At 58.3% G+C, this 21,447-nt stretch carries 17 protein-coding genes and 1 other RNA gene; 17 read left to right on the top strand and 1 reads right to left on the bottom strand.

The annotated features are described in order from the left end of the window. The first annotated feature begins 185 nt into the window (after positions 1–185). From CUC55_RS19465 to murB, 14 genes are all read left to right on the top strand, one after another. Positions 186–1,379, top strand: a complete 1,194-nt coding sequence (locus tag CUC55_RS19465) for an NAD(P)/FAD-dependent oxidoreductase (RefSeq protein WP_103088882.1) — start codon at positions 186–188, stop codon at positions 1,377–1,379. Between the two features lie 59 nt (positions 1,380–1,438). After that, positions 1,439–1,840: RNase P RNA component class A (gene rnpB / locus CUC55_RS19460), an RNA gene on the top strand. A 398-nt stretch (positions 1,841–2,238) separates the two neighbouring features. Beyond that, complete coding sequence (gene mraZ / locus CUC55_RS19455; protein ID WP_067645277.1) at positions 2,239–2,679, top strand: division/cell wall cluster transcriptional repressor MraZ; 441 nt, start codon at positions 2,239–2,241, stop codon at positions 2,677–2,679. Between the two features lie 14 nt (positions 2,680–2,693). Further along, positions 2,694–3,719 (top strand): 16S rRNA (cytosine(1402)-N(4))-methyltransferase RsmH, encoded by a 1,026-nt coding sequence (gene rsmH / locus CUC55_RS19450; protein WP_103088881.1) that lies wholly within the window; start codon positions 2,694–2,696, stop codon positions 3,717–3,719. 1 nt (position 3,720) lies between these two features. Next, entirely contained in the window at positions 3,721–4,275 is a 555-nt protein-coding gene (gene ftsL / locus CUC55_RS19445) for a cell division protein FtsL (protein ID WP_067645281.1), read from the top strand. Next, positions 4,275–6,014 (top strand): peptidoglycan D,D-transpeptidase FtsI family protein, encoded by a 1,740-nt coding sequence (locus tag CUC55_RS19440; RefSeq protein ID WP_067645283.1) that lies wholly within the window; start codon positions 4,275–4,277, stop codon positions 6,012–6,014. The genes ftsL and CUC55_RS19440 overlap by 1 nt, the downstream gene beginning before the upstream one ends. Positions 6,015–6,071: 57 nt before the next feature. Further along, positions 6,072–7,526 (top strand): UDP-N-acetylmuramoyl-L-alanyl-D-glutamate--2,6-diaminopimelate ligase, encoded by a 1,455-nt coding sequence (locus tag CUC55_RS19435; RefSeq protein ID WP_103088880.1) that lies wholly within the window; start codon positions 6,072–6,074, stop codon positions 7,524–7,526. Between the two features lie 2 nt (positions 7,527–7,528). Next, positions 7,529–8,962 carry a UDP-N-acetylmuramoylalanyl-D-glutamyl-2,6-diaminopimelate--D-alanyl-D-alanine ligase gene (locus tag CUC55_RS19430; RefSeq protein WP_103088879.1) on the top strand — a complete coding sequence of 478 codons (1,434 nt, stop codon included), beginning with the start codon at positions 7,529–7,531 and terminating at the stop codon, positions 8,960–8,962. A 120-nt stretch (positions 8,963–9,082) separates the two neighbouring features. Continuing rightward, positions 9,083–10,183 carry a phospho-N-acetylmuramoyl-pentapeptide-transferase gene (gene mraY / locus CUC55_RS19425; protein ID WP_067645289.1) on the top strand — a complete coding sequence of 367 codons (1,101 nt, stop codon included), beginning with the start codon at positions 9,083–9,085 and terminating at the stop codon, positions 10,181–10,183. A 4-nt stretch (positions 10,184–10,187) separates the two neighbouring features. After that, positions 10,188–11,597 carry a UDP-N-acetylmuramoyl-L-alanine--D-glutamate ligase gene (murD, locus tag CUC55_RS19420; RefSeq protein ID WP_103088878.1) on the top strand — a complete coding sequence of 470 codons (1,410 nt, stop codon included), beginning with the start codon at positions 10,188–10,190 and terminating at the stop codon, positions 11,595–11,597. Positions 11,598–11,601: 4 nt separating this feature from the next. Next, entirely contained in the window at positions 11,602–12,756 is a 1,155-nt protein-coding gene (gene ftsW / locus CUC55_RS19415; RefSeq protein WP_103088877.1) for a putative lipid II flippase FtsW, read from the top strand. 4 nt (positions 12,757–12,760) lie between these two features. Beyond that, a complete protein-coding gene (gene murG, locus CUC55_RS19410; protein ID WP_103088876.1) occupies positions 12,761–13,897 on the top strand; it encodes an undecaprenyldiphospho-muramoylpentapeptide beta-N-acetylglucosaminyltransferase in 1,137 nt (378 codons plus the stop codon). After that, a complete protein-coding gene (gene murC, locus CUC55_RS19405; protein WP_067645297.1) occupies positions 13,894–15,309 on the top strand; it encodes a UDP-N-acetylmuramate--L-alanine ligase in 1,416 nt (471 codons plus the stop codon). Before murG ends, murC begins: the two co-directional genes overlap by 4 nt. After that, positions 15,306–16,271 carry a UDP-N-acetylmuramate dehydrogenase gene (murB, locus tag CUC55_RS19400; RefSeq protein ID WP_103088875.1) on the top strand — a complete coding sequence of 322 codons (966 nt, stop codon included), beginning with the start codon at positions 15,306–15,308 and terminating at the stop codon, positions 16,269–16,271. Before murC ends, murB begins: the two co-directional genes overlap by 4 nt. A gap of 92 nt (positions 16,272–16,363) precedes the next feature. On the opposite strand, the gene CUC55_RS19395 is transcribed toward murB, so the two are convergent. Continuing rightward, positions 16,364–17,668, bottom strand: a complete 1,305-nt coding sequence (locus CUC55_RS19395) for an MFS transporter (RefSeq protein ID WP_067645302.1) — start codon at positions 17,666–17,668, stop codon at positions 16,364–16,366. Between the two features lie 521 nt (positions 17,669–18,189). Between CUC55_RS19395 and CUC55_RS19390 the strand changes: the two genes are divergently transcribed. From CUC55_RS19390 to ftsA, 3 genes are all read left to right on the top strand, one after another. After that, positions 18,190–19,116 carry a D-alanine--D-alanine ligase gene (locus tag CUC55_RS19390; RefSeq protein WP_067645304.1) on the top strand — a complete coding sequence of 309 codons (927 nt, stop codon included), beginning with the start codon at positions 18,190–18,192 and terminating at the stop codon, positions 19,114–19,116. After that, a complete protein-coding gene (locus tag CUC55_RS19385; RefSeq protein ID WP_425352882.1) occupies positions 19,104–20,033 on the top strand; it encodes a cell division protein FtsQ/DivIB in 930 nt (309 codons plus the stop codon). The genes CUC55_RS19390 and CUC55_RS19385 overlap by 13 nt, the downstream gene beginning before the upstream one ends. Continuing rightward, the gene (ftsA, locus tag CUC55_RS19380; RefSeq protein ID WP_103088873.1) at positions 20,030–21,361 is read left to right on the top strand and encodes a cell division protein FtsA; all 1,332 of its coding nucleotides are present in this window, start codon (positions 20,030–20,032) and stop codon (positions 21,359–21,361) included. The genes CUC55_RS19385 and ftsA overlap by 4 nt, the downstream gene beginning before the upstream one ends. The last annotated feature ends 86 nt before the right edge of the window (positions 21,362–21,447 follow it).

Genomic DNA, 21,447 nt, shown 5'->3' with positions numbered 1-21,447 from the left:
TGAGAGTGAAGCGGGGTTCGTTCGTCCAGCCAATCTCCCTCCTTGTGGGGGAGATGTCCGGCAGGACAGAGGGGGTAAGCCACACCCACCGCCGTCCACCATCATCTGAATCCAAANCCTCTGGAATCGATTCCTCAAACCGCTACAACTCTTTGTAACGGAATCGAAACTCGGCGAGTGCAGGCATGGCAACACAGTTTAAATATATCGTGGTCGGTGCGGGCATGATGGGGGCTGCGGCGGCTCGACATCTTGCGGAACATACTGATGGCGTGGCGCTTATCGGGCCGCGTGAACCTGCTGATATCAAGAACCATACCGGCGTTTTCGCCAGCCACTACGATGCGGCGCGCATTACCCGCACTATCGATAGTAACGCGGATTGGGCGCGTCTCGCCAACCGCTCGATTGCCCGGTACGCGGAAATAGAGCGTGAGAGCGGCGTCGAGTTTTATGGTGAGGTCGGCTGCCTGATCGTCGGCAAGAAGCGTGGTACCGGTTTCCCCTATATCGAGAGCGTCTGTGCGTCTGCCAATGCGCTTGGTGTTGCGACTGAGCTTCTGGACGATGCGTCACTTGCCGATCGCTTTCCATATTTNAAGTTTGAGAGCGGCTGCGAAGGCGTTTNCGAAANGAACAATGCCGGATACGTCAATCCACGTGAACTGGTGCGGGCGCAGATCACGATTGCTGAAAAGCGTGGCGTGACGCGGATCGACGACATTGCAGTCAGCGTGTGGGAAGAAGGCGGCGTTGCGATGGTGACGACTGCTGCGGGCCAAGCCTTTACAGCGGATAAGGTTCTGGTTGCTGCGGGCGGGTTCTCCATCGCCGAAGGGCTTTTGCCGCAGGCACTTGCGATGGAGGTCTATGCGAGGACGGTCGCGTTTTTCGAAATTCCCGATGACGAGCTGCATCTTTATGCTGGAATGCCATCGCTGATCTACGAGCCGACGGACCCGCGAAAACATATCTATCTGTTGCCGCCGGTGCGCTATCCCGATGGCAGGTTTNATCTGAAGATCGGTGGAGAGCCGGTGGATGTTCTGTTGCGCACAGATCAAGAAATCCGCGACTGGTTCCGTTCGGGCGGAAACGTAACGGTGCGCGATAATTTTTCGGACATCATCGACGCGTTGATCCCTTCCATTGATACGTCGCGCATTTCCATGGCGGCCTGCGTGACGTCCTATACACCGACGGGATTTCCGGCGATTGGTTATACGGCTTCATCCAGCATCGCCGTTTTGACCGGAGGCTGCGGTAGTGCGGCCAAAAGCTCGGATGAAATCGGGCGGCTGGGCGCGCAGCTTCTTGTCGAGGGNCAAATCATCGACGGGGGCTATGAGACAGATTTCGCGCCGGTTTTCTCTGCGTAATGATCCGTTTGCGGATTTTCCGGTGGCTTTCGTTTCTGAACCCGTCTAAGGAGCGCGTGCCAGTTGGCCGGGCAGCCGCGCTTTACCAATGTCGAAAGACGGTAGGGTGAGGAAAGTCCGGGCTCCACGAAAACACGGTGCCGGATAACGTCCGGCGGGGGCGACCCTAGGGAAAGTGCCGCAGAGAGTAGACCGCCACTTTTATAGTGGTAAGGGTGAAAGGGTGGGGTAAGAGCCCACCGCGCCGCTGGTAACAGGGGTGGCATGGTAAACCCCACCGGGAGCAAGACCGAATAGGGATGACGTGGGGTGCGCGCAAGCGGACCTACAGCCGGTTTTTGGGCGAGTCATCCGGGTGGGTTGCGAGAGGCGGCGTGCAAATGTCGTCCCAGATGAATGGCTGCCACGTTCCGGGTCAAACCGGGGCCATACAGAACCCGGCTTACAGGCCAACTGGCAAATTCCTTTTTATTACAGGCTCTTACGTCGCGCATCGGCATGGCGCGCGTAAGTATCTGTTATTCCTAATGAAATAAGATTTCAGAGGCGATTTTTTATTGTCGTCGCACAAGTGCTTGAATGAACACGGTAAACCATTCGTTAAACTTAACGGGATATGAATATCCGATCCGAGGCCGGTATCCCGCTGGCTTCTCCCATTGACGCCCAAAGTGTCCCATGGTATCCCAAATGCACACCACAAAGGGTCGTGTTTTTGACCCGCAATCTCTGAAACGGAGCGGCCTGCAAGGGTCCGATGGGCATTACGTCCTGCCGGTCAGCGATGTGTCGTGCGTAACGGTGTTGCCGGTCGGTGCAAGTTTCGGCTCTGCATTCGGCGGCTTTGGCGAGTTTAGGAATGGGTCGCTTTTTATCGAACGTGACGAACAGGATCGACGCCAAGGGGCGCGTCTCGGTTCCGTCTCTGTTTCGTTCGGTGCTGACGGAGCGTGGCATCCAGGAGCTTTATTGTCTCCAGGATTTCGCATTTCCGGCCATCAGCGTTGGCGGTCCGGACTTGCTCGAACGATACGAACGGCAGATCGCGTCGATGGATGCGTTCTCGCCGGAAGCGAACGCGATGTCGCTGCTGGTTCACGGCGGCGGCGTTTTCATGAAGCTCGATGCGGAAGGGCGGTTGATGGTGACGGATTTCATGCGGGAATTCACCAACATCACGACCGAGGTTACCTTTGTGGGTCGAGCGGATCATTTTCAGTTGTGGCAACCGGAAGCGTTTTACGAGGCGCAGAAGGCTGCAAGAACGGGGCGCGGTTTTACGGCTGCTCGCCCCGTATAGGACGGGGAAACGGAATGGCGGCGAATTCTGGCGAACAATCTTCTGAAGCCGGTGGCGGACCGGTTCGCCACATTCCGGTTCTTCTCCATGAAGTTCTGAAAGCGCTGGAGCCAGCGCCCGGAAAAGTTATTCTCGACGGTACTTTTGGCGCAGGCGGCTATACCCAGGCCATCCTCGATCAGGGCGCGCATGTCATCGCGCTGGACCGTGACCCCAACGCCATCGCCGACGGCCAGGCCATGGTCGCTGCCAATGGTGGTCGCTTGTCGCTGATCCAGTCTCAGTTTTCCAATCTTGCAGCCCATGCGCCCGCCGAAGGGCTTGATGGCATCGTACTGGATATCGGCGTTTCCTCCATGCAGATCGATGAGGCCGAACGTGGCTTCTCCTTCCAGAGAAACGGCCCGCTGGATATGCGCATGTCGTCTTCTGGCGTGTCTGCTGCGGATGTCGTCAATCGTTGCAAGGTCGGTGACCTCATTCGTATCTTTGGTTTTCTCGGTGAGGAAAAACAGTCGGGCCGCATTGCCCGCGCCATTGAAAAGAAGCGTGCAGACGAGCCGTTTCGCACCACCCGCGATTTGGCTGGGCTGATCGAAATCGTGACCCCGCGCAAGGCCAAGGACAAGATCCACCCAGCAACGCGTGTGTTTCAGGCGCTGCGCGTGTTTGTCAATGATGAGCTGGGTGAGTTGGCACAGGCGCTGTTTGCTGCCGAGCGGGCCTTGAAGCCCGGCGGTCGTCTCGTCGTGGTCACGTTCCATTCGCTTGAAGACCGTATCGTCAAAAAGTATTTCGCGGATCGTTCCGACCGTGCGGCGGGCTCGCGCCATATGCCGATGCTCGCTGCCAAGTCAGCGATTTTCGATTCTCTTGGCAAGCCGATGATAGCGGCCAGCGACGAAGAGGCGGATATCAATCCGCGTGCCCGTTCTGCCAAGCTGCGTGCCGGTGTCCGCACAACGGCACCCGTACGGCCAGCCGACATTTCGATCTTCGAGCTTCCCGATCTCACAAGCCTCGAAANGATGGGAGGCTGACATGCTGCGTACTCTCGATTTCATTTTGATGGGTGTGATGGTGTCTGCCGCCGTCGTTACCTACACCATCAAGCATCAGGCCGATGTGAAGCTGGAATCCGTCAAGAAGCTGGAAACCGAAATCAAGCTGGAGAAGGATACTATCGACCTTCTGCGGGCCGACTGGGCGCTGCTGACGCAGCCGAACCGTCTGCACCGTCTGGTCAATGCCTATCAGAGCGATCTAGCCCTGGCGCCGACACAGCCGACACAGCTTTCGCAGCCGAAGGAATTGCCGATGCTGCGCTCGCAATTGCCGCAGCCACCGGAGCCGCAGGGCATGAGCGTGGAAGATGTGATTGCCGCTGCGATGAATGGTTCCAAGCCTGGCGCGACGCTGGGCGGCGCAAAACCCAAATCCAAACCTGCCGGACAGATCGTCGCCACTGGCGGTACACCCGTGCCACAGCCGCGTGCGCGGGCTGCGCGCCCTGCACAGCCTATGCCGGCTGTGCGTGCAGAGCCGGGCGACGAGGCTGGCGACATGGATGAAACGATAACTGGAGCGGTGGACTGATGTCTTTTCTGTCACGCGTCATGGTTCTGAAAAGCAGGGCTCATTTTTCCGCCAGCACAAGCGGCTTTGCCGACCATGCTGCCTTCGAAGGTGCGCGCAAGCGGCGCGCCACACAGGCGAAAACCCGCGTTGGTCTGCTGATCGTCGGTTTCATCGCTTTCTACGGTGTCGTTGGTGGCCGTCTCGTTCAATATGGCATGACCCAGCCGGAAACCGTTTCCAGCATTGCGCCCGCAGACCGGTTGATGGCCTCGCGCCCGGACCTTCTGGACCGTAACGGCGAAGTGCTGGCGACGGACATTCGTACTGTCTCGCTGTTTGCAGAACCGCACCGCATCGTAGATGTCGATGAAGCCATCGAAAAACTGCAGACGGTTCTGCCCGATCTCGATACGCGCGGCACCTATCAGAAACTGAAATCCGAATCGCGTTTCCAGTGGTTGCGTCGCCAGTTGACGCCGAAGCAGCAGAGCCAGATTCTGGCGCTCGGCATTCCCGGTATCGGCTTCCGTCCCGAGAAGCGTCGTTTCTATCCCGGTGGGCATACGGCCGCTCACGTCGTCGGCCACGTCAATATCGACAACCGCGGCGTTGCCGGTATGGAACGTTATCTCGACAGCCAGGGTCTCGCTGACCTGACGGCGCTGGGCATGACATCCGACCAGCCGCTGGAGCCGGTCAAGCTTTCGATTGATCTGCGTGTGCAGGCCATTGTGCGTGAAGTGGTTTCCGATGCCATCAAGAAGTTTCAGGCAATCGGGGCAGGCGCTGTCGTCATCAATGTTCACACCGGCGAAATTCTCGCCATGGCATCGCTTCCGGATTATGATCCGAACAATCCGGCAGAAGGTGCCAAAGAGGGCTGGCTGAACCGCATGTCGAACGGCACGTTCGAGATGGGGTCGACCTTCAAGTCCTTCACCATCGCCATGGGTCTGGATTCCGGCAAGGTGCACATCAACGATACGTTCGATGCACGTGCGCCGATCCGCATCGGCGGCTTCACCATCAAGGACTTCCACGGCAAGGGCCGAATCCTGTCCGTGCCTGAAATCTTCCAGTATTCGTCCAATATCGGTACGGCCAAGATTGCCGATACTGTTGGTATCGAAGGCCATAAGGAGTTTCTGACGCGGCTTGGTCTTCTGACCAAGATGCAGACAGAGCTGCCGGAAATCGCCATGCCATCGCAGCCGCGTGTGTGGAAGAAGATCAACTCGGTGACCATTTCCTTCGGTCACGGCGTGTCCACGACGCCTTTGCAGACGGCGATTGCCGGTGCGGCACTGGTGAATGGTGGCAAGCTGATCGAGCCGACTTTCCTGCCGCGCACGGTGGCGCAGGCCGATCAGGTTGCCAAGCAGGTCTTGCAGCCGGGTGCCAGCAAGGACATGCGCTTCCTGTTCGAGTGGAACGGCGTCAATGGCTCTGGCCGTAACGCGCGTGTCGAAGGCTTCAATGTAGGCGGCAAGACCGGCACGGCCGACAAGGTCGTCAATGGTCGCTATGTACACGACAAGAACTTCAACGCCTTCCTCTCTGCCTTCCCAATGGACAAGCCGGAATATGTGGTTCTGTCCTTCATCGATGAACCGAAGACGGACAAGGGCAATGGCGCGGCACTGGCCGGTACATCTGCGGCACCGATGGTGCACGATATCATCGCCCGTTCCGCCGCCATTCTTGGTGTAAAACCCAAGTTCGGCAAGGACGGTTCGGCCTTGCTGGTGTCTTATTGATTGGTACAGCTTATGACGGACCGGCGAATCGCGCCGGGGGACAAGACGGACACATCGATGAATTTGCGAGACCTCTCCGGGACTGAGTTTCCGGAACTGAATGATTTGCTTCGGACAGAAACCGGAGCGCTGGATATTACCGGGATTACGGCTGATAGCCGCAAGGCCCAGCCGGGATCGCTGTTCGTGGCGGTGGCCGGAACCAAGGCGGATGGCGGCACCTATGTGCAGGACGCGATTGCCAAGGGTGCCATCGCAGTCGTCTCCAGCCATGCAATCGATGCCGATGTGCCGGTTCTCGTTGTCTCCGACCCGCGCCGTTATCTCTCTCTTGCCGCTGCCCGCTTTTATGGAAANCAGCCTGAAACCATGATTGCCGTGACCGGCACGGCGGGCAAGACTTCGGTCGCCTCTTTCATTCGCCAGATTTGGGCTTTTGCCGGCCATGCGGCGGCACAGATCGGCACCACAGGTGTGATCGCGCCGGGCCGCGAAGAGTATGGTTCGCTGACGACGCCTGATCCGGTTTCCCTGCATGCGCTGCTGGCTGAACTGGCCTCCGAAGGCGTGACCCATGCGGCGATGGAAGCCTCCAGCCATGGTCTCGACCAGCGCCGACTGGACGGCGTGAAACTGGCAGCCGCCGGTTTTACCAATCTCGNTCGCGACCATATGGATTACCATCNGACCATTGAAGATTATATGGCCGCCAAGATGCGGCTGTTCGATACGCTGTTGCCGAAGGGTTCGCCGGTTGTCATCTTTTCTGACGATCCATGGTCGGACCGCGCTATCAAGGCGGCAGCGTATGCGGGCCATGATGTGCGCACCGTTGGACGCAAAGGCGATTATCTGGCGCTGAAGCGCGTCGAGCATTTTCGTCACAAGCAGATGATCGAAGTGCATCATCAGGGCAAGATTTACGAAGTCGATATTCCGCTGGCCGGTGATTTTCAGGTCGCCAATGCGCTGGTTGCCGCAGGCCTTGCGATCTCGACCGGCGTTTCGGCCTCGGTGGCGCTGAAGGCGCTGGAAAAGCTGGTTGGGGCCGCTGGTCGTCTCGAGCTGATCGGCCAGACGAAAAACGGCGCGCTGGCTTATGTGGATTATGCCCATAAGCCGGATGCGCTGGAAAATGTGCTGACGTCGGTGCGGCCCTTCACGTCAGGCCGCATCATCACTGTTTNCGGTTGCGGTGGGGATCGTGACAAGGGCAAGCGCCCGATCATGGGCGAGGTTGCCACACGGCTTTCCGATATCGTCATCGTGACGGATGACAATCCGCGCTCGGAAGAGCCGCAGACCATCCGTTCCGAAATCATGGCGGCGGCACCCGGTGCGCTTGAAATTGCAGACCGGGCAGCGGCTATCAGCCATGCCGTTTCGCTGTTGGGGAATGGCGATACTTTGATTGTAGCGGGTAAGGGGCATGAGGAAGGTCAGATTGTTGGCGGCGTGACGCTGCCATTTTCGGACCATGAACAGGTGCGTACTGCGCTGGAAGGATTGTAGATTTGAACTGGTTATGGACAGTCCCGGATATGGTCGCCGTCATGGCAGGCCGTCCGGTCGGCAACCTGCCGCAAGGCATTACAGGCATTTCCATCGATAGCCGCTCGGTGCAGGAGGGCGAAGCCTTCTTCGCCATCAAGGGCGACCGGGTGGATGGCCATGATTATGCAAGCTTTGCCGTCGCCAATGGCGCTGGGCTTCTGGTGGTCTCGGAATCCAAACTGCCTGCGCTCGGTCGACTGACCGTGCCAATGATCGTCGTGGAAGATGTTCTGGCCGCCTTGGTCAAGTTGGGTATCGCTGCCAGAGAGCGGACGTCGGCGCGTGTCATCGCTGTTACCGGCTCTGTCGGCAAGACGACGACCAAGGAAATGCTGCGGCAGGTTCTGGCCCCATCGGGCCGGGTGCATGCGGCGGTGTCTTCCTTCAACAACCATTGGGGCGTACCACTGACACTGGCGCGCATGCCTGCCGATACGGAATTCGGCATTTTCGAAGTGGGCATGAACCATGCGGGCGAGATCAGCCCGCTGGTCAAGCAGGTGAAGCCACATCTGGCGATCATCACGACGATTGCGGCGGCTCATCTCGGAAACTTCAACAATCTCGAAGAAATCGCCGCTGCCAAGGCGGAAATCTTCGATGGCGTTCTGCCGGGTGGTGCCGTCATTCTCAACCGTGACAATGCGCAGTTCGAGCAATTGGAACGGGCGGCGTTCGATGCTGACATCGAGCATGTGCTGACGTTCGGTCAACATGCCAAGGCGGATTTCCGTCTTGCCGATTTCGAGAGTACGCCGAACGGATCTACGATCTGGGCCATCGTCAACGGTGAGACCAGCGAACTGCATATCGGTGCTGCCGGACGGCACATCGCCGAAAACGCCATGGCCGCCATCGGCACGGTCGCCGTCCTGGGTGCGGATATCGACAAGGCGTTTGCGGCACTCGGCAAGTTGGAAGCCGTAAAGGGCAGGGGGCAACGGCATCGTCTTTCTGTCGGTGAAGGCTCGTTCCTGATGATCGACGAGAGCTACAACGCCAATCCCGCTTCCATGCGTGCAGCCATCGCGCTGCTGGCAGCGGCTGAAGTGAGTGGCAACGGGCGGCGTGTTGCCGTGCTTGGCGATATGCTCGAAATGGGCGAATTCGCGGCTGAAGTGCACGAGGAGTTATCCGGCCCACTTCTGTCTGCGGGCATCGAACATGTGTGGCTTGCGGGTGAGTCGATGACGGCTCTTCGCGATGCTTTACCGGAAAGCGTGAGCGTGGCGTGGTTTCCGACAACGGCGGAACTTAACGAATTCGTTCTGAANTGGGTGCAGCCGGGCGACGTATTGATGATAAAATCGTCACTTGGCGTCGGTTTCGGAAAGATCGTAACGGCCCTTCTTGACAAGTATCCGGCATTCCCCGAGACGGAACGCCAAATCTGAGCATTTTAACCGGACGCTGAAGCAGTCTTCGGTGAAACGGTGCTGAAACGAAANCTTGAAGCGGCGCAGGCACCCGCGTTTTGCTGCCCGCCGCTTTAACGGCCTTTTGAAAGGGCAAACATGCTGATCTGGCTCGTTGAACTGTCGGACAAAGTTCAAGTCTTCAACCTGTTCCGGTACATTACGTTCCGGGCTGGCGCTGCATTGTTCACCTCCGCCCTTATCGTCTTCCTGTTCGGTCCTGCGATCATCAATTCGCTTCGTGTGCGCCAGGGCAAGGGACAGCCGATCCGTGCCGATGGCCCGCAGACCCATTTCAAGAAGGCCGGTACGCCCACCATGGGTGGACTGATGATCCTTGCGGGCATTCTCGGCGGTTCGCTGCTGTGGGGTGACTTGTCCAACGTCTACGTCGTTGCCGTTCTGATGGTGACGCTCGGCTTCGGGGCTATCGGCTTTTACGATGACTATCTGAAGGTCACCAAGCAGAGCGACAAGGGCTTTTCAGGCAAGGCGCGCCTTGGCATCGAATTCGTCATCGCCGCGATTGCCGTGTTCTTCATGATGGAAATCGCGCTGGCGACGGCACCGCATGGCGGTACGCTCGGAAGCTCGATCGCCTTTCCTTTCTTCAAGGAATTCGTCGTCAATCTCGGCTATTTCTTCGTGCTGTTCGGCGCATTCGTCATCGTTGGTGCGGGCAACGCCGTCAACCTGACGGATGGCCTCGATGGCCTCGCCATCGTGCCTGTGATGATTGCGGCGGCGACCTTCGGCGTCATTTCCTATCTCGTGGGTAACGCGATTTTCGCCAATTATCTCCAGATCAATTTCGTGCCTGGTACGGGTGAGCTTGCCGTCATCGTCGGTGCCGTCATCGGCGCGGGTCTTGGCTTCCTGTGGTTCAACGCACCGCCCGCCGCTATCTTCATGGGAGATACGGGCTCGCTGGCACTTGGCGGCCTGATCGGCTCCATCGCGGTCGCCGTCAAGCACGAGATCGTCATGATCATCGTCGGCGGCCTGTTCGTGATGGAAACGCTGTCGGTCATCATTCAGGTGTTCTGGTTCAAACGCACCGGCAGGCGCGTGTTCCTGATGGCCCCGATCCACCACCATTTCGAAAAGAAGGGCTGGACGGAAAGCCAGGTCGTTATCCGCTTCTGGATCATTTCCGTCGGTCTTGCGATGCTTGGTCTCGCCACGTTGAAGCTGAGATAATCGAATGATCCCTGTCACCTCACTCGCGGATAAAAAGGTCGCCCTGTTTGGTCTGGGTGGCTCGGGCCTCGTGACTGCGCGGGCGCTCGTGGCTGGCGGTGCAGATGTCACGGCATTCGATGACAATCCCGATAGTGTTGCCAAGGCGCAAAGCGAGGGCATTCACACAGCCGATTTGCGGACACTGGACTGGTCGAAGCTGGCGGCTTTCGTGCTGGCACCCGGTGTGCCGCTGACGCATCCAAAGCCGCACTGGTCTGTCGATCTTGCCCGCGCCGCTGGCGTGGAAGTGATCGGCGATATCGAACTTTTCGTGCGCGAACGCCGGGCGCATGCGCCGGATTGCCCTTTNATTGCTATCACCGGCACCAACGGCAAATCCACGACGACGGCGCTGATTGCACACATTCTGACATCGTCGGGGCGCGATACGCAGTTGGGTGGCAACATAGGTACTGCGATCCTCAGCCTCGAGCCGCCGAAAGCGCAGCGCTTCTACGTGGTCGAATGCTCGTCCTACCAGATCGACCTCGCGCCGACGCTGAACCCGACGGCTGGCATTCTGCTGAACCTGACACCTGATCACCTCGACCGGCACGGCACGATGCAGCATTATGCCGATATCAAGGAACGTCTGGTCGCGGGCAGCGATACGGCGGTTGTTGGTGTCGATGACAGTTACTGCACGCTGATTGCCGATCGCATCGAACGCGCTGGCGTCAAGGTGTCGCGGATTTCCAAACGCAACGTGGTGGCTGACGGTCTTTATGCCGATGGCAGCCGAATCATGAAAGCCGAGGGTGGCACGTCTTCGCTGCTGGTCGATCTCGATGGCATTCCGACGCTGCGCGGCAGTCACAATGCACAAAACGCGGCTGCGGCCATTGCCGCCTGCCTTGCGGTGGGCGTTTCCGTAGACGAGGTAAAGGCGGGGCTGAACTCATTCCCCGGTCTCAAACATCGCATGCAGCCGGTTGGCCGTCGCGGCAACGTGACCTTCGTCAATGACAGCAAGGCGACCAATGCGGATGCGGCAGCACCTGCCTTGTCGAGCTATGAGCGCATCTACTGGATCGCGGGCGGTCTGCCGAAGGCGGGCGGTATCAGCAGTCTTTCGCCGCTTTTCTCGCATATCGCCAAGGCGTATCTTATCGGCGAAGCAGCGCCTGATTTCGCCGCCACGCTTGGCGAGGCGGTGCCTTACGAAATTGCCGGAACGCTCGACAAGGCCGTCGAACATGCGGCAGCGGATGCGCGAGCCGATGGCAGGGATGGCAATGTCGTGATGTTATCCCCGGCTTGCGCAAGCTTCGACCAATATAAGAACTTTGAGATACGTGGTGATTCGTTCGTCTCGCATGTTGCAGCACTGGATGGTGTGACGATGCTGATTGGGTTTGAAAANGGAGGCTGAAGAGATGGTAAGCCGTATAGACCGGGGACCGGTCGCGGAATGGTTCTGGACCATCGACCGTTTCTTCCTGACCGCGTTCATAGCATTGATGGGCATCGGGCTGATGCTGTCATTTGCGGCGTCTCCGGCGGTGGCGGAGCGCATCGGACTCAACAGCTTCTTCTTCGTGGAGCGCCAGGCCATGTTCATGGTGCCATCTGTGGCGATCATGCTCGGGCTGTCTTTCCTGTCGCCCCGTCAGGTGCGCCGTGTCGCCGTCATCCTGTTGATCGTGTCGCTGCTGATGATGATCTTTGCCCTGTTTTTCGGCATCGAAGTCAAGGGCGCTCGGCGCTGGATTTCCGTCGGCTCGTTTNCCATCCAGCCATCCGAATTCATGAAGCCTGCTTTCGTGATCGTCTGCGCGTGGCTGTTTGCCGAACGCGCCCGTCATCCTGAAATTCCGGGCAATCTCTTTGCCATCATCACATTCGGTATCGTGGCGGCGCTTCTGATTGCGCAACCTGACTTCGGCCAGACCATTCTGACGTCGGTCGTTTGGGGCGGCATGTTCTTCATGGCGGGTATCCCGTGGTTCTGGATCATCATGCTGGGTGGTCTGGGCGTCGGCGGCATTGTAACCGCCTATCTGATGCTGCCGCATGTTGCCGGTCGTATCGACCGTTTCTGGACGGGTGAGGGTGACACGTTTCAGGTGGATACAGCCCGCGAAGCCATCATTCGTGGTAACTGGTTCGGCCAGGGCCCGGGCGAAGGCATCGTCAAGCGCATCATTCCCGACAGCCATACCGACTTTATCTTCTCCGTCGCGGCGGAAGAGTTCGGCATTCTGTTCTGCATGCTGCTGGTCGCGATCTTCGCCTTCATCGTGCTTCGTGGCTTAAGCCACGCCTTCAAGGAAAAGGATGATTTCGTCCGCTTTGCAGTTGCTGGTCTGGTGCTACAGATCGGCATGCAGTCGATGATTAATATCGGCGTTAATCTGGAACTGATGCCTGCCAAGGGCATGACGCTGCCGCTGATTTCCTATGGCGGTTCTTCCATGATGGCGATTTGCGTGACGGCCGGTTTCCTGCTGGCGCTGACCCGCCATCGCCCCGAAAAACGTGCGCAGGAGCGCAGTTTCTTCCGGGTCAATGCAGGCCTTCCTGCGGAGTAAAAATATGAGCAAAGGTATTGTTCTGCTAGCCGCCGGGGGAACCGGCGGCCATGTGTTTCCGGCAGAGGCGCTGGCATACGAGTTGAAGGCGCGCGGATATTCCGTGCATCTGGTGACCGACAGCCGCGCCGAACGTTATGCGGGCAAGTTTCCTGCCGACGAAATCCATGTCGTGCCATCGGCCACCATCGGTTCCAAAAATCCAATCGCTGTGGCCAAGGCGCTGCTGAAACTGTGGACCGGCCTTCGTGCCGCCAGCCGCCTGATCACCAAGCTGAAGCCGGTGGCCGTTGTCGGTTTCGGTGGCTATCCGACCGTGCCGCCGCTTCTGGCGTCTACGGGGCTTGGCATCCCATCGCTGATCCATGAGCAGAATGCCGTCATGGGCCGCGCCAACAAGGCGTTGGCAAAGCGTGTGAAGGCAATCGCGGGCGGGTTTCTGCCCGAGACGCAGGGTCAATACGCCGACAAGACGGTGACGACGGGCAACCCCGTGCGCCCCGCCGTGCTGACGGCTGCCGATGTGGCCTATACGCCATCCCATGCCGGTGAACCGTTTCAACTCGTTGTCTTCGGTGGAAGTCAGGGCGCCCAGTTTTNCTCGGCGGCTGTTCCCGCGGCTATCTGCCTGCTGCCGAATGAGCAACGCAGCCGCGTCTCGGTGACGCAACAGGCGCGCCCGGAAGACAAGGACAGCGTTATCGCGTCCTATAAGAAGCTCGGCGTCGTCGCTGATGTCTCGCCGTTCTTTGGCGATATGGCAGAGCGTATCGCCGGTTCTGATCTCGTTATCAGCCGTTCCGGTGCTTCTACGGTTTCCGAACTCTCCGTCATCGGTCGTCCATCGGTTCTGGTTCCATATCCGCATGCGCTCGACCACGATCAGGCGGCCAATGCAGCAGCCCTTTCGGCTGCTGGCGGCGCAAGCGTCATCAAGCAGTCTGACCTGACACCGCAGAAATTGTCTTCGCTGATCAGCGATGCCATGAATGATCCTGAACGGCTGGCAAGAACGGCGGCGGCTGCGAAAGCAACCGGCAAGCCGAATGCCGCTGGCGCGCTCGCTGATCTGGTCGAAGCCATTGCGCGGGCGCAGCCGGTTGCGCAATTCAAAACAAACAATAAAGGAGTGCATCCATGAAGATGCCGAAAGCCATAGGTCTTGTCCATTTCATCGGAATTGGCGGCATCGGCATGAGCGGCATTGCCGAAGTGTTGCACAATCTCGGCCATCGCGTTCAGGGCTCCGATCAGGCAGACAGCGCCAATGTGCAGCGTCTGCGTGACAAGGGCATCGAGGTCTTCATCGGACAGGCCGCTGAAAATATCGGCGATGCCGAGGTTGTCGTGGTTTCGACCGCCATCAAGAAGAACAACCCGGAACTGATTGCAGCGCGCGAAAAGTCCCTGCCGATCGTTCGCCGTGCCGAGATGCTGGCCGAGTTGATGCGCTTTCGCAATGCCATCGCCATTGGCGGCACGCATGGCAAGACCACGACGACATCTATGGTCGCGACGCTGCTGGAAGCGGGCAATCTTGATCCCACCGTCATCAATGGCGGCATCATCAACGCTTACGGCACGAATGCGCGCATGGGTGAGGGCGAATGGATGGTGGTTGAGGCCGACGAATCCGACGGCACCTTCCTGAAGCTGCCTGCCGATGTTGCCGTCATCACCAATATCGACCCGGAGCATCTGGACCATTACGGCAATTTCGACGCCGTGCGCGCCGCTTTCCGCCAATTTGTGGAGAACGTGCCATTCTATGGTTTCGGGGTGCTGTGCATCGACCATCCCGAAGTGCAGACGCTGGTGGGCAAGATCGAGGACCGCAAGGTCATCACTTACGGTGAAAACCCGCAGGCCGATGTGCGGTTTTCCAATGTTCGCATCGACGGGACCAAATCGATTTTCGACGTGGAAATCCGTCGTCGTCGCACGGGCAAGATTTTTACCTTTACCGATCTCGTGCTGCCGATGCCGGGCCGTCACAACGTGTCGAATGCGACGGCGGCAATTGCGGTTGCCAATCGTCTCGGCATTTCGGTCGAAGACATCAAGAAGGGGCTTGCCTCCTTCGGTGGCGTCAAGCGCCGCTTCACGCTGACGGGCGAATCCAACGGCGTACAGGTGTTCGATGATTATGGCCACCATCCTGTCGAGATCAAAGCGGTGTTGAAGGCGGCGCGTGAAGCGTGCAGCGGGCGCATCATTGCGGTGCACCAGCCGCATCGTTATTCGCGCCTTGCCAGCCTGTTTGAAGATTTTGCACATTGTTTCAACGATGCGGACACAATTCTTCTTGCTCCAGTCTATGCGGCGGGTGAAGATGCAATCGAGGGTGTGAACTCCGAGACGCTTGTTTCAGCCACGAAGGCTGCCGGCCATCGCGATGCTCGCCATCTCTCCTCCCGCGACGATCTGGCCAAGACTGTCGCAGCTATCGCGAAACCAGGTGATTTCGTGGTTCTCTTGGGGGCTGGCAATATTACGCAATGGGCGGCGGTGCTGCCCTCGGAATTGGATAGCATTTCAGGAAAGTCTGCATGAGACAGGTGGATGGGGTAAAGTTGCTGGAGAGACTCGGCAACGGAGTGAATGAGCTCAGGGGACGTTTGACGCCGGATAGTCCAATGGACCGCGTAACGTGGTTCAGGGCCGGTGGTCTGGCGGAACTGATGTTCCAGCCCCATGATGTGGACGACCTCATTGCTTTCCTCAAAATTCTGCCGGAAGATGTGCCGCTGACTGTTGTCGGCGTCGGCTCCAACCTGCTGGTTCGTGATGGCGGTATTCCGGGCGTGGTCGTGCGCCTATCCGCCAAGGGCTTCGGCCAGGTGGAACTTGCGGGCGAAAACCGTATCAAGGCCGGTGCTATCTGCCCCGACAAACACATCTCTGCCATGGCGATGGATAACGGCATCGGTGGTTTCCATTTCTACTACGGCATTCCCGGCTCTATTGGCGGCGCGCTTCGCATGAACGCCGGTGCCAATGGCGGCGAAACGCGTGACCGCGTGGTGGAAGTCTATGCTGTCGATCGCAAGGGCAATCAACATGTGCTTTCCAACGCCGACATGGGCTACAGCTATCGTCATTCGGACGCGTCGAAGGACCTGATCTTCACCGGCGCGCTGTTTGAAGGCCACCCGGAAGATCGCGCGAAAATCCGCGCCGACATGGATGCGGTGCGCCTTCACCGTGAAACGGTTCAGCCTATCCGTGAGCAGACCGGCGGTTCGACGTTCAAGAACCCNGAGGGNCATTCGGCCTGGAGCCTTATCGATGAGGCGGGCGGCCGCGGCATGGTCATCGGCGGCGCGCAGATGTCGTCTCTGCATTGCAATTTCATGATCAACACCGGCCACGCCACTGGCTATGATCTCGAATATCTCGGCGAAGCGGTGCGCAAGCGCGTGTTCGAACATGCGGGCATTCGCCTGGAATGGGAAATCAAGCGTCTTGGCTTGTTCATGCCGGGTCGTGAGGTGGAACCGTTTTNCGGGGCATAGGGAATTTATCCCGGTGAATTAATATTTAAAGACAATAAAAANCCCGCGAAGCCAATGACTTCGCGGGTTTTTCTTTGCTTTTGATTCAAACGTCAGACTTCGTCTTTGCGTGACATCAGAATGCAGGCCAGTGTGATGATGGCGGCAGCGCAGAGGTAGTAGCCGACATAGGCCATGCCGTAGTTCACCTGTAGCCATGTAGCGATATAGGGTGCGAGCGACGCACCGAAAATGCCAGCCATGTTGAAGGTGATGGATGAGCCGGTGTAGCGTACGGTGGTCGGGAAGGGGGCCGCGAGTGCTGTTCCGATCAGGCCATAGGTCATGCCCATCAGCGCCATGGAAAGAGCTGCGAACACGAAGATCGAGCCTTCACCAGCGCTCATCAGGCTTGGCAGCAGGAATGAGAAAGCCGCGATCAGCACCGTGGTGAGGATCAGGATTTCACGACGACCGAAGCGCTCAGCCAGCTTGCCTGCAAACGGAATGAAGATGCCGAAGACGATCGAGCCGACGATCTGGATTTCCAGGGCGTCAAGGAACGGGATTTTCAGAATCTTGACGTTGTAGGACAGAAGATACGCGGTGCCGATATAGAACAGGACGAAAGTGGCCAGCGCCACGAATGTGCCGAGTGCCAGGCTGCGCTTGTGGTTGCGGAAGAGTTCGGCCACAGGCACGGCAACGCGCTCTTCCTTGTCGATGGCCTTCTGGAAGGCCGGGGTCTCGGTGATCGATAGACGAACCCAGAGGCCGACGGCGATCAGGATGATCGAGGCGACGAAAGGAATGCGCCAGCCCCAGCTCAAAAGCGCTTCCTGCGACATGAAGTGCAGCAAAATCCAGAACACGCCAGATGACAGGAACAGGCCGAGAGGTGCACCAAGCTGCGGGAACATGCCGTACCAGCTGCGCTTGCCGGGAGGGGCGTTTTCCGTTGCCAGAAGCACGGCGCCACCCCATTCACCGCCGAGACCGAAGCCCTGACCGAAACGGCACAGCGCCAGAAGCAGCGGCGCGAGAACGCCTGCGGTTTCATAGGTCGGCAGCAGGCCGATGATGACGGTGGAAACGCCCATGGTCAGAAGGGCGGCAACAAGTGTCGTCTTGCGGCCAATGCGGTCGCCGTAATGGCCGAAGACCACGGCACCCAGCGGGCGGGCGAAGAAGGCGATGGAGAAGGTGGCGAAAGATGCCAGAAGCGCCGTCATCGGGTCGTTGTTCGGGAAGAACAGCGTCGGAAACACGAGCACTGCGGCAGTCGCGTAGACGTAGAAATCGAAGAACTCGATGGTCGTGCCGACCACGCTGGCAGTAAGAACTCGTGCAGGCGAATTTGTCTTTACATCGTTCGGATTGTCAGCGGTCGGCGATATGGGAGATATCGCGTCGGTCATTGTTTGGATTCCGTTGTTAAGTAACACTTATCACTCTTGGAAGAGATAGCGGTGCGTTAACGCAATTTNCCGTCCTTTGGAACGCCTTGGACGCAATATATTACAAAAAAGATCGAATATGGAGTTGTTGACGAATTCCACGACGAGGCGGGGAGGTCGTCCAGCCCACAAGTCAGGTGCGATTGCTGAAGTGCCAAAATAGCTTGGGGACAATCTCTGGATATTAACGAATCGAGCTTGCTTTTAAGGGAGCCGCTTTCGGCTCCGGCAAGAGTTTTATTTCACCCAGCTGAAATTCTGCATGTTGCATTGCGCGCAACTCTCTGATTCCAAGGAAGGAATCCGGACCTCGTGTGATTCTTTAACAAAAATTACATCGGGCGTGGCATCGGTTAACGAAAGTAAACACTTCATTAACCTTAATGCCGCTTAAGTGTTTGGAACGGAGCGGGCGAGCGAATCGTAAAGCAGTTCGGTGCTCCGGTGGTCTCGTCTGAGTGATTTTTGTGTCAGAGGTTTTTATGAGCGGCAAGCACGTAGCTGTTCTTATGGGTGGGTTTTCTTCAGAGCGGCCAGTCAGCCTCTCATCGGGAGAGGCTTGCGCATCGGCTCTGGAAGGTGAGGGCTTTCAGGTTACACGCGTCGACGTGGACCGTGATGTTGCCGCCACGCTTTCTCGGCTGCGGCCAGACGTTGTTTTCAACGCTTTGCACGGCCCCTTTGGCGAAGATGGTACCATTCAGGGCATTCTCGAATATCTCGAAATTCCATACACGCATTCCGGCGTGCTGGCCTCTTCGCTGGCCATGAACAAGTCGCTGGCCAAGAAGGTCGCCGCCGCATCCGGCATGCCGGTTGCTGCTGAAAAGGTCATGAGTCGTTTCGACATCGGCAACCAGCACCCCATGAAGCCGCCCTATGTTGTGAAGCCTGTGCGTGAAGGTTCGAGCTTCGGCGTCGTGATGGTTCAGGAAGATCAGTCACACCCGCCGCAGATCATCGGCTCTTCGGAATGGCGCTATGGCGATGAAGTCATGGTCGAGCGTTACATCCATGGCCGTGAATTCACCTGCGGCGTCATGAATGGCGAGGCTTTGGGCGTTACCGAAGTCGTGCCGGTGGGTCACGCCTTTTACGATTACGATGCAAAATATGCCAAGGGTGGCTCAAAACACGTCATTCCCGCGGAAATTTCACCAAAAATTTACCAAAAAATTCAATCATTGGCGGTTATGGCGCATCAGGTGATTGGGTGCCGTGGCGTAAGCCGTTCGGACTTCCGCTACGACGACCGTTTCTCAGAAGAAGGCGAACTTATCTGGCTTGAGGTCAACACCCAGCCGGGTATGACGCCAACCTCCCTCGTGCCCGAAATGGCAGCTCATGCCGGATACACCTTTGGTGATTTGGTCCGGTGGATGGTGGAGGACGCATCGTGTTTGCGATGAACGGTAAAAANTCGGCGGCTAAAAATCGCGGGCAGTCCGCCTCGGGTTCTGCCGATGAGCGGATGGTTCTGCCGCGTCCGCTGCGCAAGGGCTTTCGCTTCGGCGTATCGCTCGCCACTGGCCGCGTCCATATTCCGGCTCATACGGGCACGCTTGCGACTGTCGCATTTTTCTCTGTTATCGGTCTCTACGGCATGTCGCTGGGTGGCCACACGGATGTTGTCGCCCAGGCAACCACATCTGCTGCTGGTTTTGCGATCGAGGACGTCAAGGTTTCCGGCAACGTCCAGACCTCTGAAATTGATGTGTTTCAGCTTCTCGGGCTTGATGGTGCGACATCGCTGATCGCGCTCGATGTGAACGCTGCGCGCAAGAAGCTGACGGAACTGCCTTGGGTCGAGGATGTGGATGTCCGCAAANTCTACCCGAAGACAATCGAAGTGCGCCTGAAAGAACGTCAGGCCTTCGGCATCTGGCAGCATGGCACGGAGCTTTCGCTGATCGAAAAGAGCGGCAGCGTGATCGCGCCGTTGCGTGACAACAAATATGCGGGCCTGCCGCTTTTTGTTGGTCGTGATGCCGAAACGGGCGCTGCCGGTTTCGTTGACGAGCTGGCAGACTGGCCGGAAATCCGCAACCGCGTTCGCGCTTACGTTCGCATTGCCGGACGTCGCTGGGACCTGCATCTGGATAACGGCATCGTCGTAAAGCTGCCGGAAGAGAATGTTCCCAAGGCGCTGCAACTGCTGTCGCGCATGGATATGGAAGAAAAAGTTCTTTCGCGTGATGTGGCTGCCGTTGATCTGCGCTTGTCGGACCGCACGACGGTTCAGCTCACCGAAGGTGCTGCCGAGCGTCGTCAGAAGGCTGTCGAAGCTCGCTCCAAAGCGCTCAAGACCGCGGAGAAGAACACATGAGCTTTTTCGGTTCTTCCCATTTCGGCCTTCCGCGCCTGAAGCCCTTGTCGTCCAAGCGCACCCATGTGGTTTCCGTGCTGGATATCGGTTCGACCAAGGTCGTCTGCATGATCGGTCGTCTCACACCCCGTGAGGAAACCGAAGTGTTGCCCGGTCGCACGCACAAGGTCGAAGTCATCGGCATTGGCCACCAGCGTTCGCGTGGTGTCAAATCCGGCGTCATCGCCGATCTGGATGCGCTGGAAGGTGTGATTCGTCTGGCTGTGGATGCCGCCGAGCGCATGGCAGGTCTGACGGTCGACAGTCTTATCGTTAACGTTTCCGCAGGCCGTCTGGCCAGCGACATCTATACCGCCAGCATCGATCTGGGCGGTCAGGAAGTCGAATCGGGCGACCTGCGCAAGGTTCTGATCGCTGCCAGCCAGCAGTCTCTGCGTCAGGACCGCGCCATTCTGCATTCCCTGCCAACCGGTTATTCGCTGGATGGCGAGCGTGGTATTCGTGATCCATTGTCCATGTACGGCGACCTTCTGGGCGTGGACATGCATGTGGTGACAGCTGAGCGCACAGCGCTGAAGAACCTGGAATTGTGCATCAACCGCGCGCATCTTTCGGTCGAAGGCATTGTTGCGACACCTTATGCCAGCGGTCTTGCGGCGCTTGTGGATGACGAAGTCGAGCTTGGCTGCGCTGCCATCGACATGGGCGGCGGCACGACGACGATTTCGGTTTTNGCCGAGGGCCGTCTGGTTCACACCGATGCCATCGGCCTTGGTGGACACCACGTCACCACCGATCTGGCGCGTGGCCTTTCGACCCGTATCGAAGATGCAGAGCGCCTGAAGGTTGTTCACGGTTCTGCACTGGCCAACGGTTCCGACGACCGCGACATGATTGCCGTGCCACCGATTGGCGAAGACGACCGCGACCAGCCTTCACAGGTTTCGCGTGCTCTCGTCAGCCGCATTGTTCGGGCTCGCATCGAAGAGACGTTGGAACTGATCCGCGACCGCATCCAGAAATCGGGTTTTTCCCCGATTGTCGGCAAGCGCGTGGTTCTGACCGGAGGTGCCAGTCAGTTGACCGGCCTGCCGGAAACGGCGCGGCGCATTCTTGCCCGCAACGTTCGCATCGGCCGCCCCATGGGCGTGTCCGGCCTGCCGGTCGCGGCCAAAGGCCCGGCCTTTTCCACAGCCTGCGGGCTGATGATTTATCCGCAGATCGCGGACATCGAAATCCATGCGGCGCAGAACGGAATGTTCTCGCCGTTCGGAACAGGTAGTGGCCGGATAGCCCGTGTAGGGCAATGGCTGAAGGAAAGTTTTTGATCCTCTGCCTGCCCATCGGGCAGGGGACCGAGTGAAGTTGATATGAATTGGCCTGCAGGGCGATGCGGCCAGAGAAAGAAGGAATG

This window comes from Agrobacterium bohemicum, assembly GCF_002896715.1.
GTDB classification, from domain to species: domain Bacteria; phylum Pseudomonadota; class Alphaproteobacteria; order Rhizobiales; family Rhizobiaceae; genus Agrobacterium; species Agrobacterium bohemicum.
Note: the sequence above shows the minus strand (reverse complement) of the source record. Positions and strands in the feature narration are given on the sequence as shown.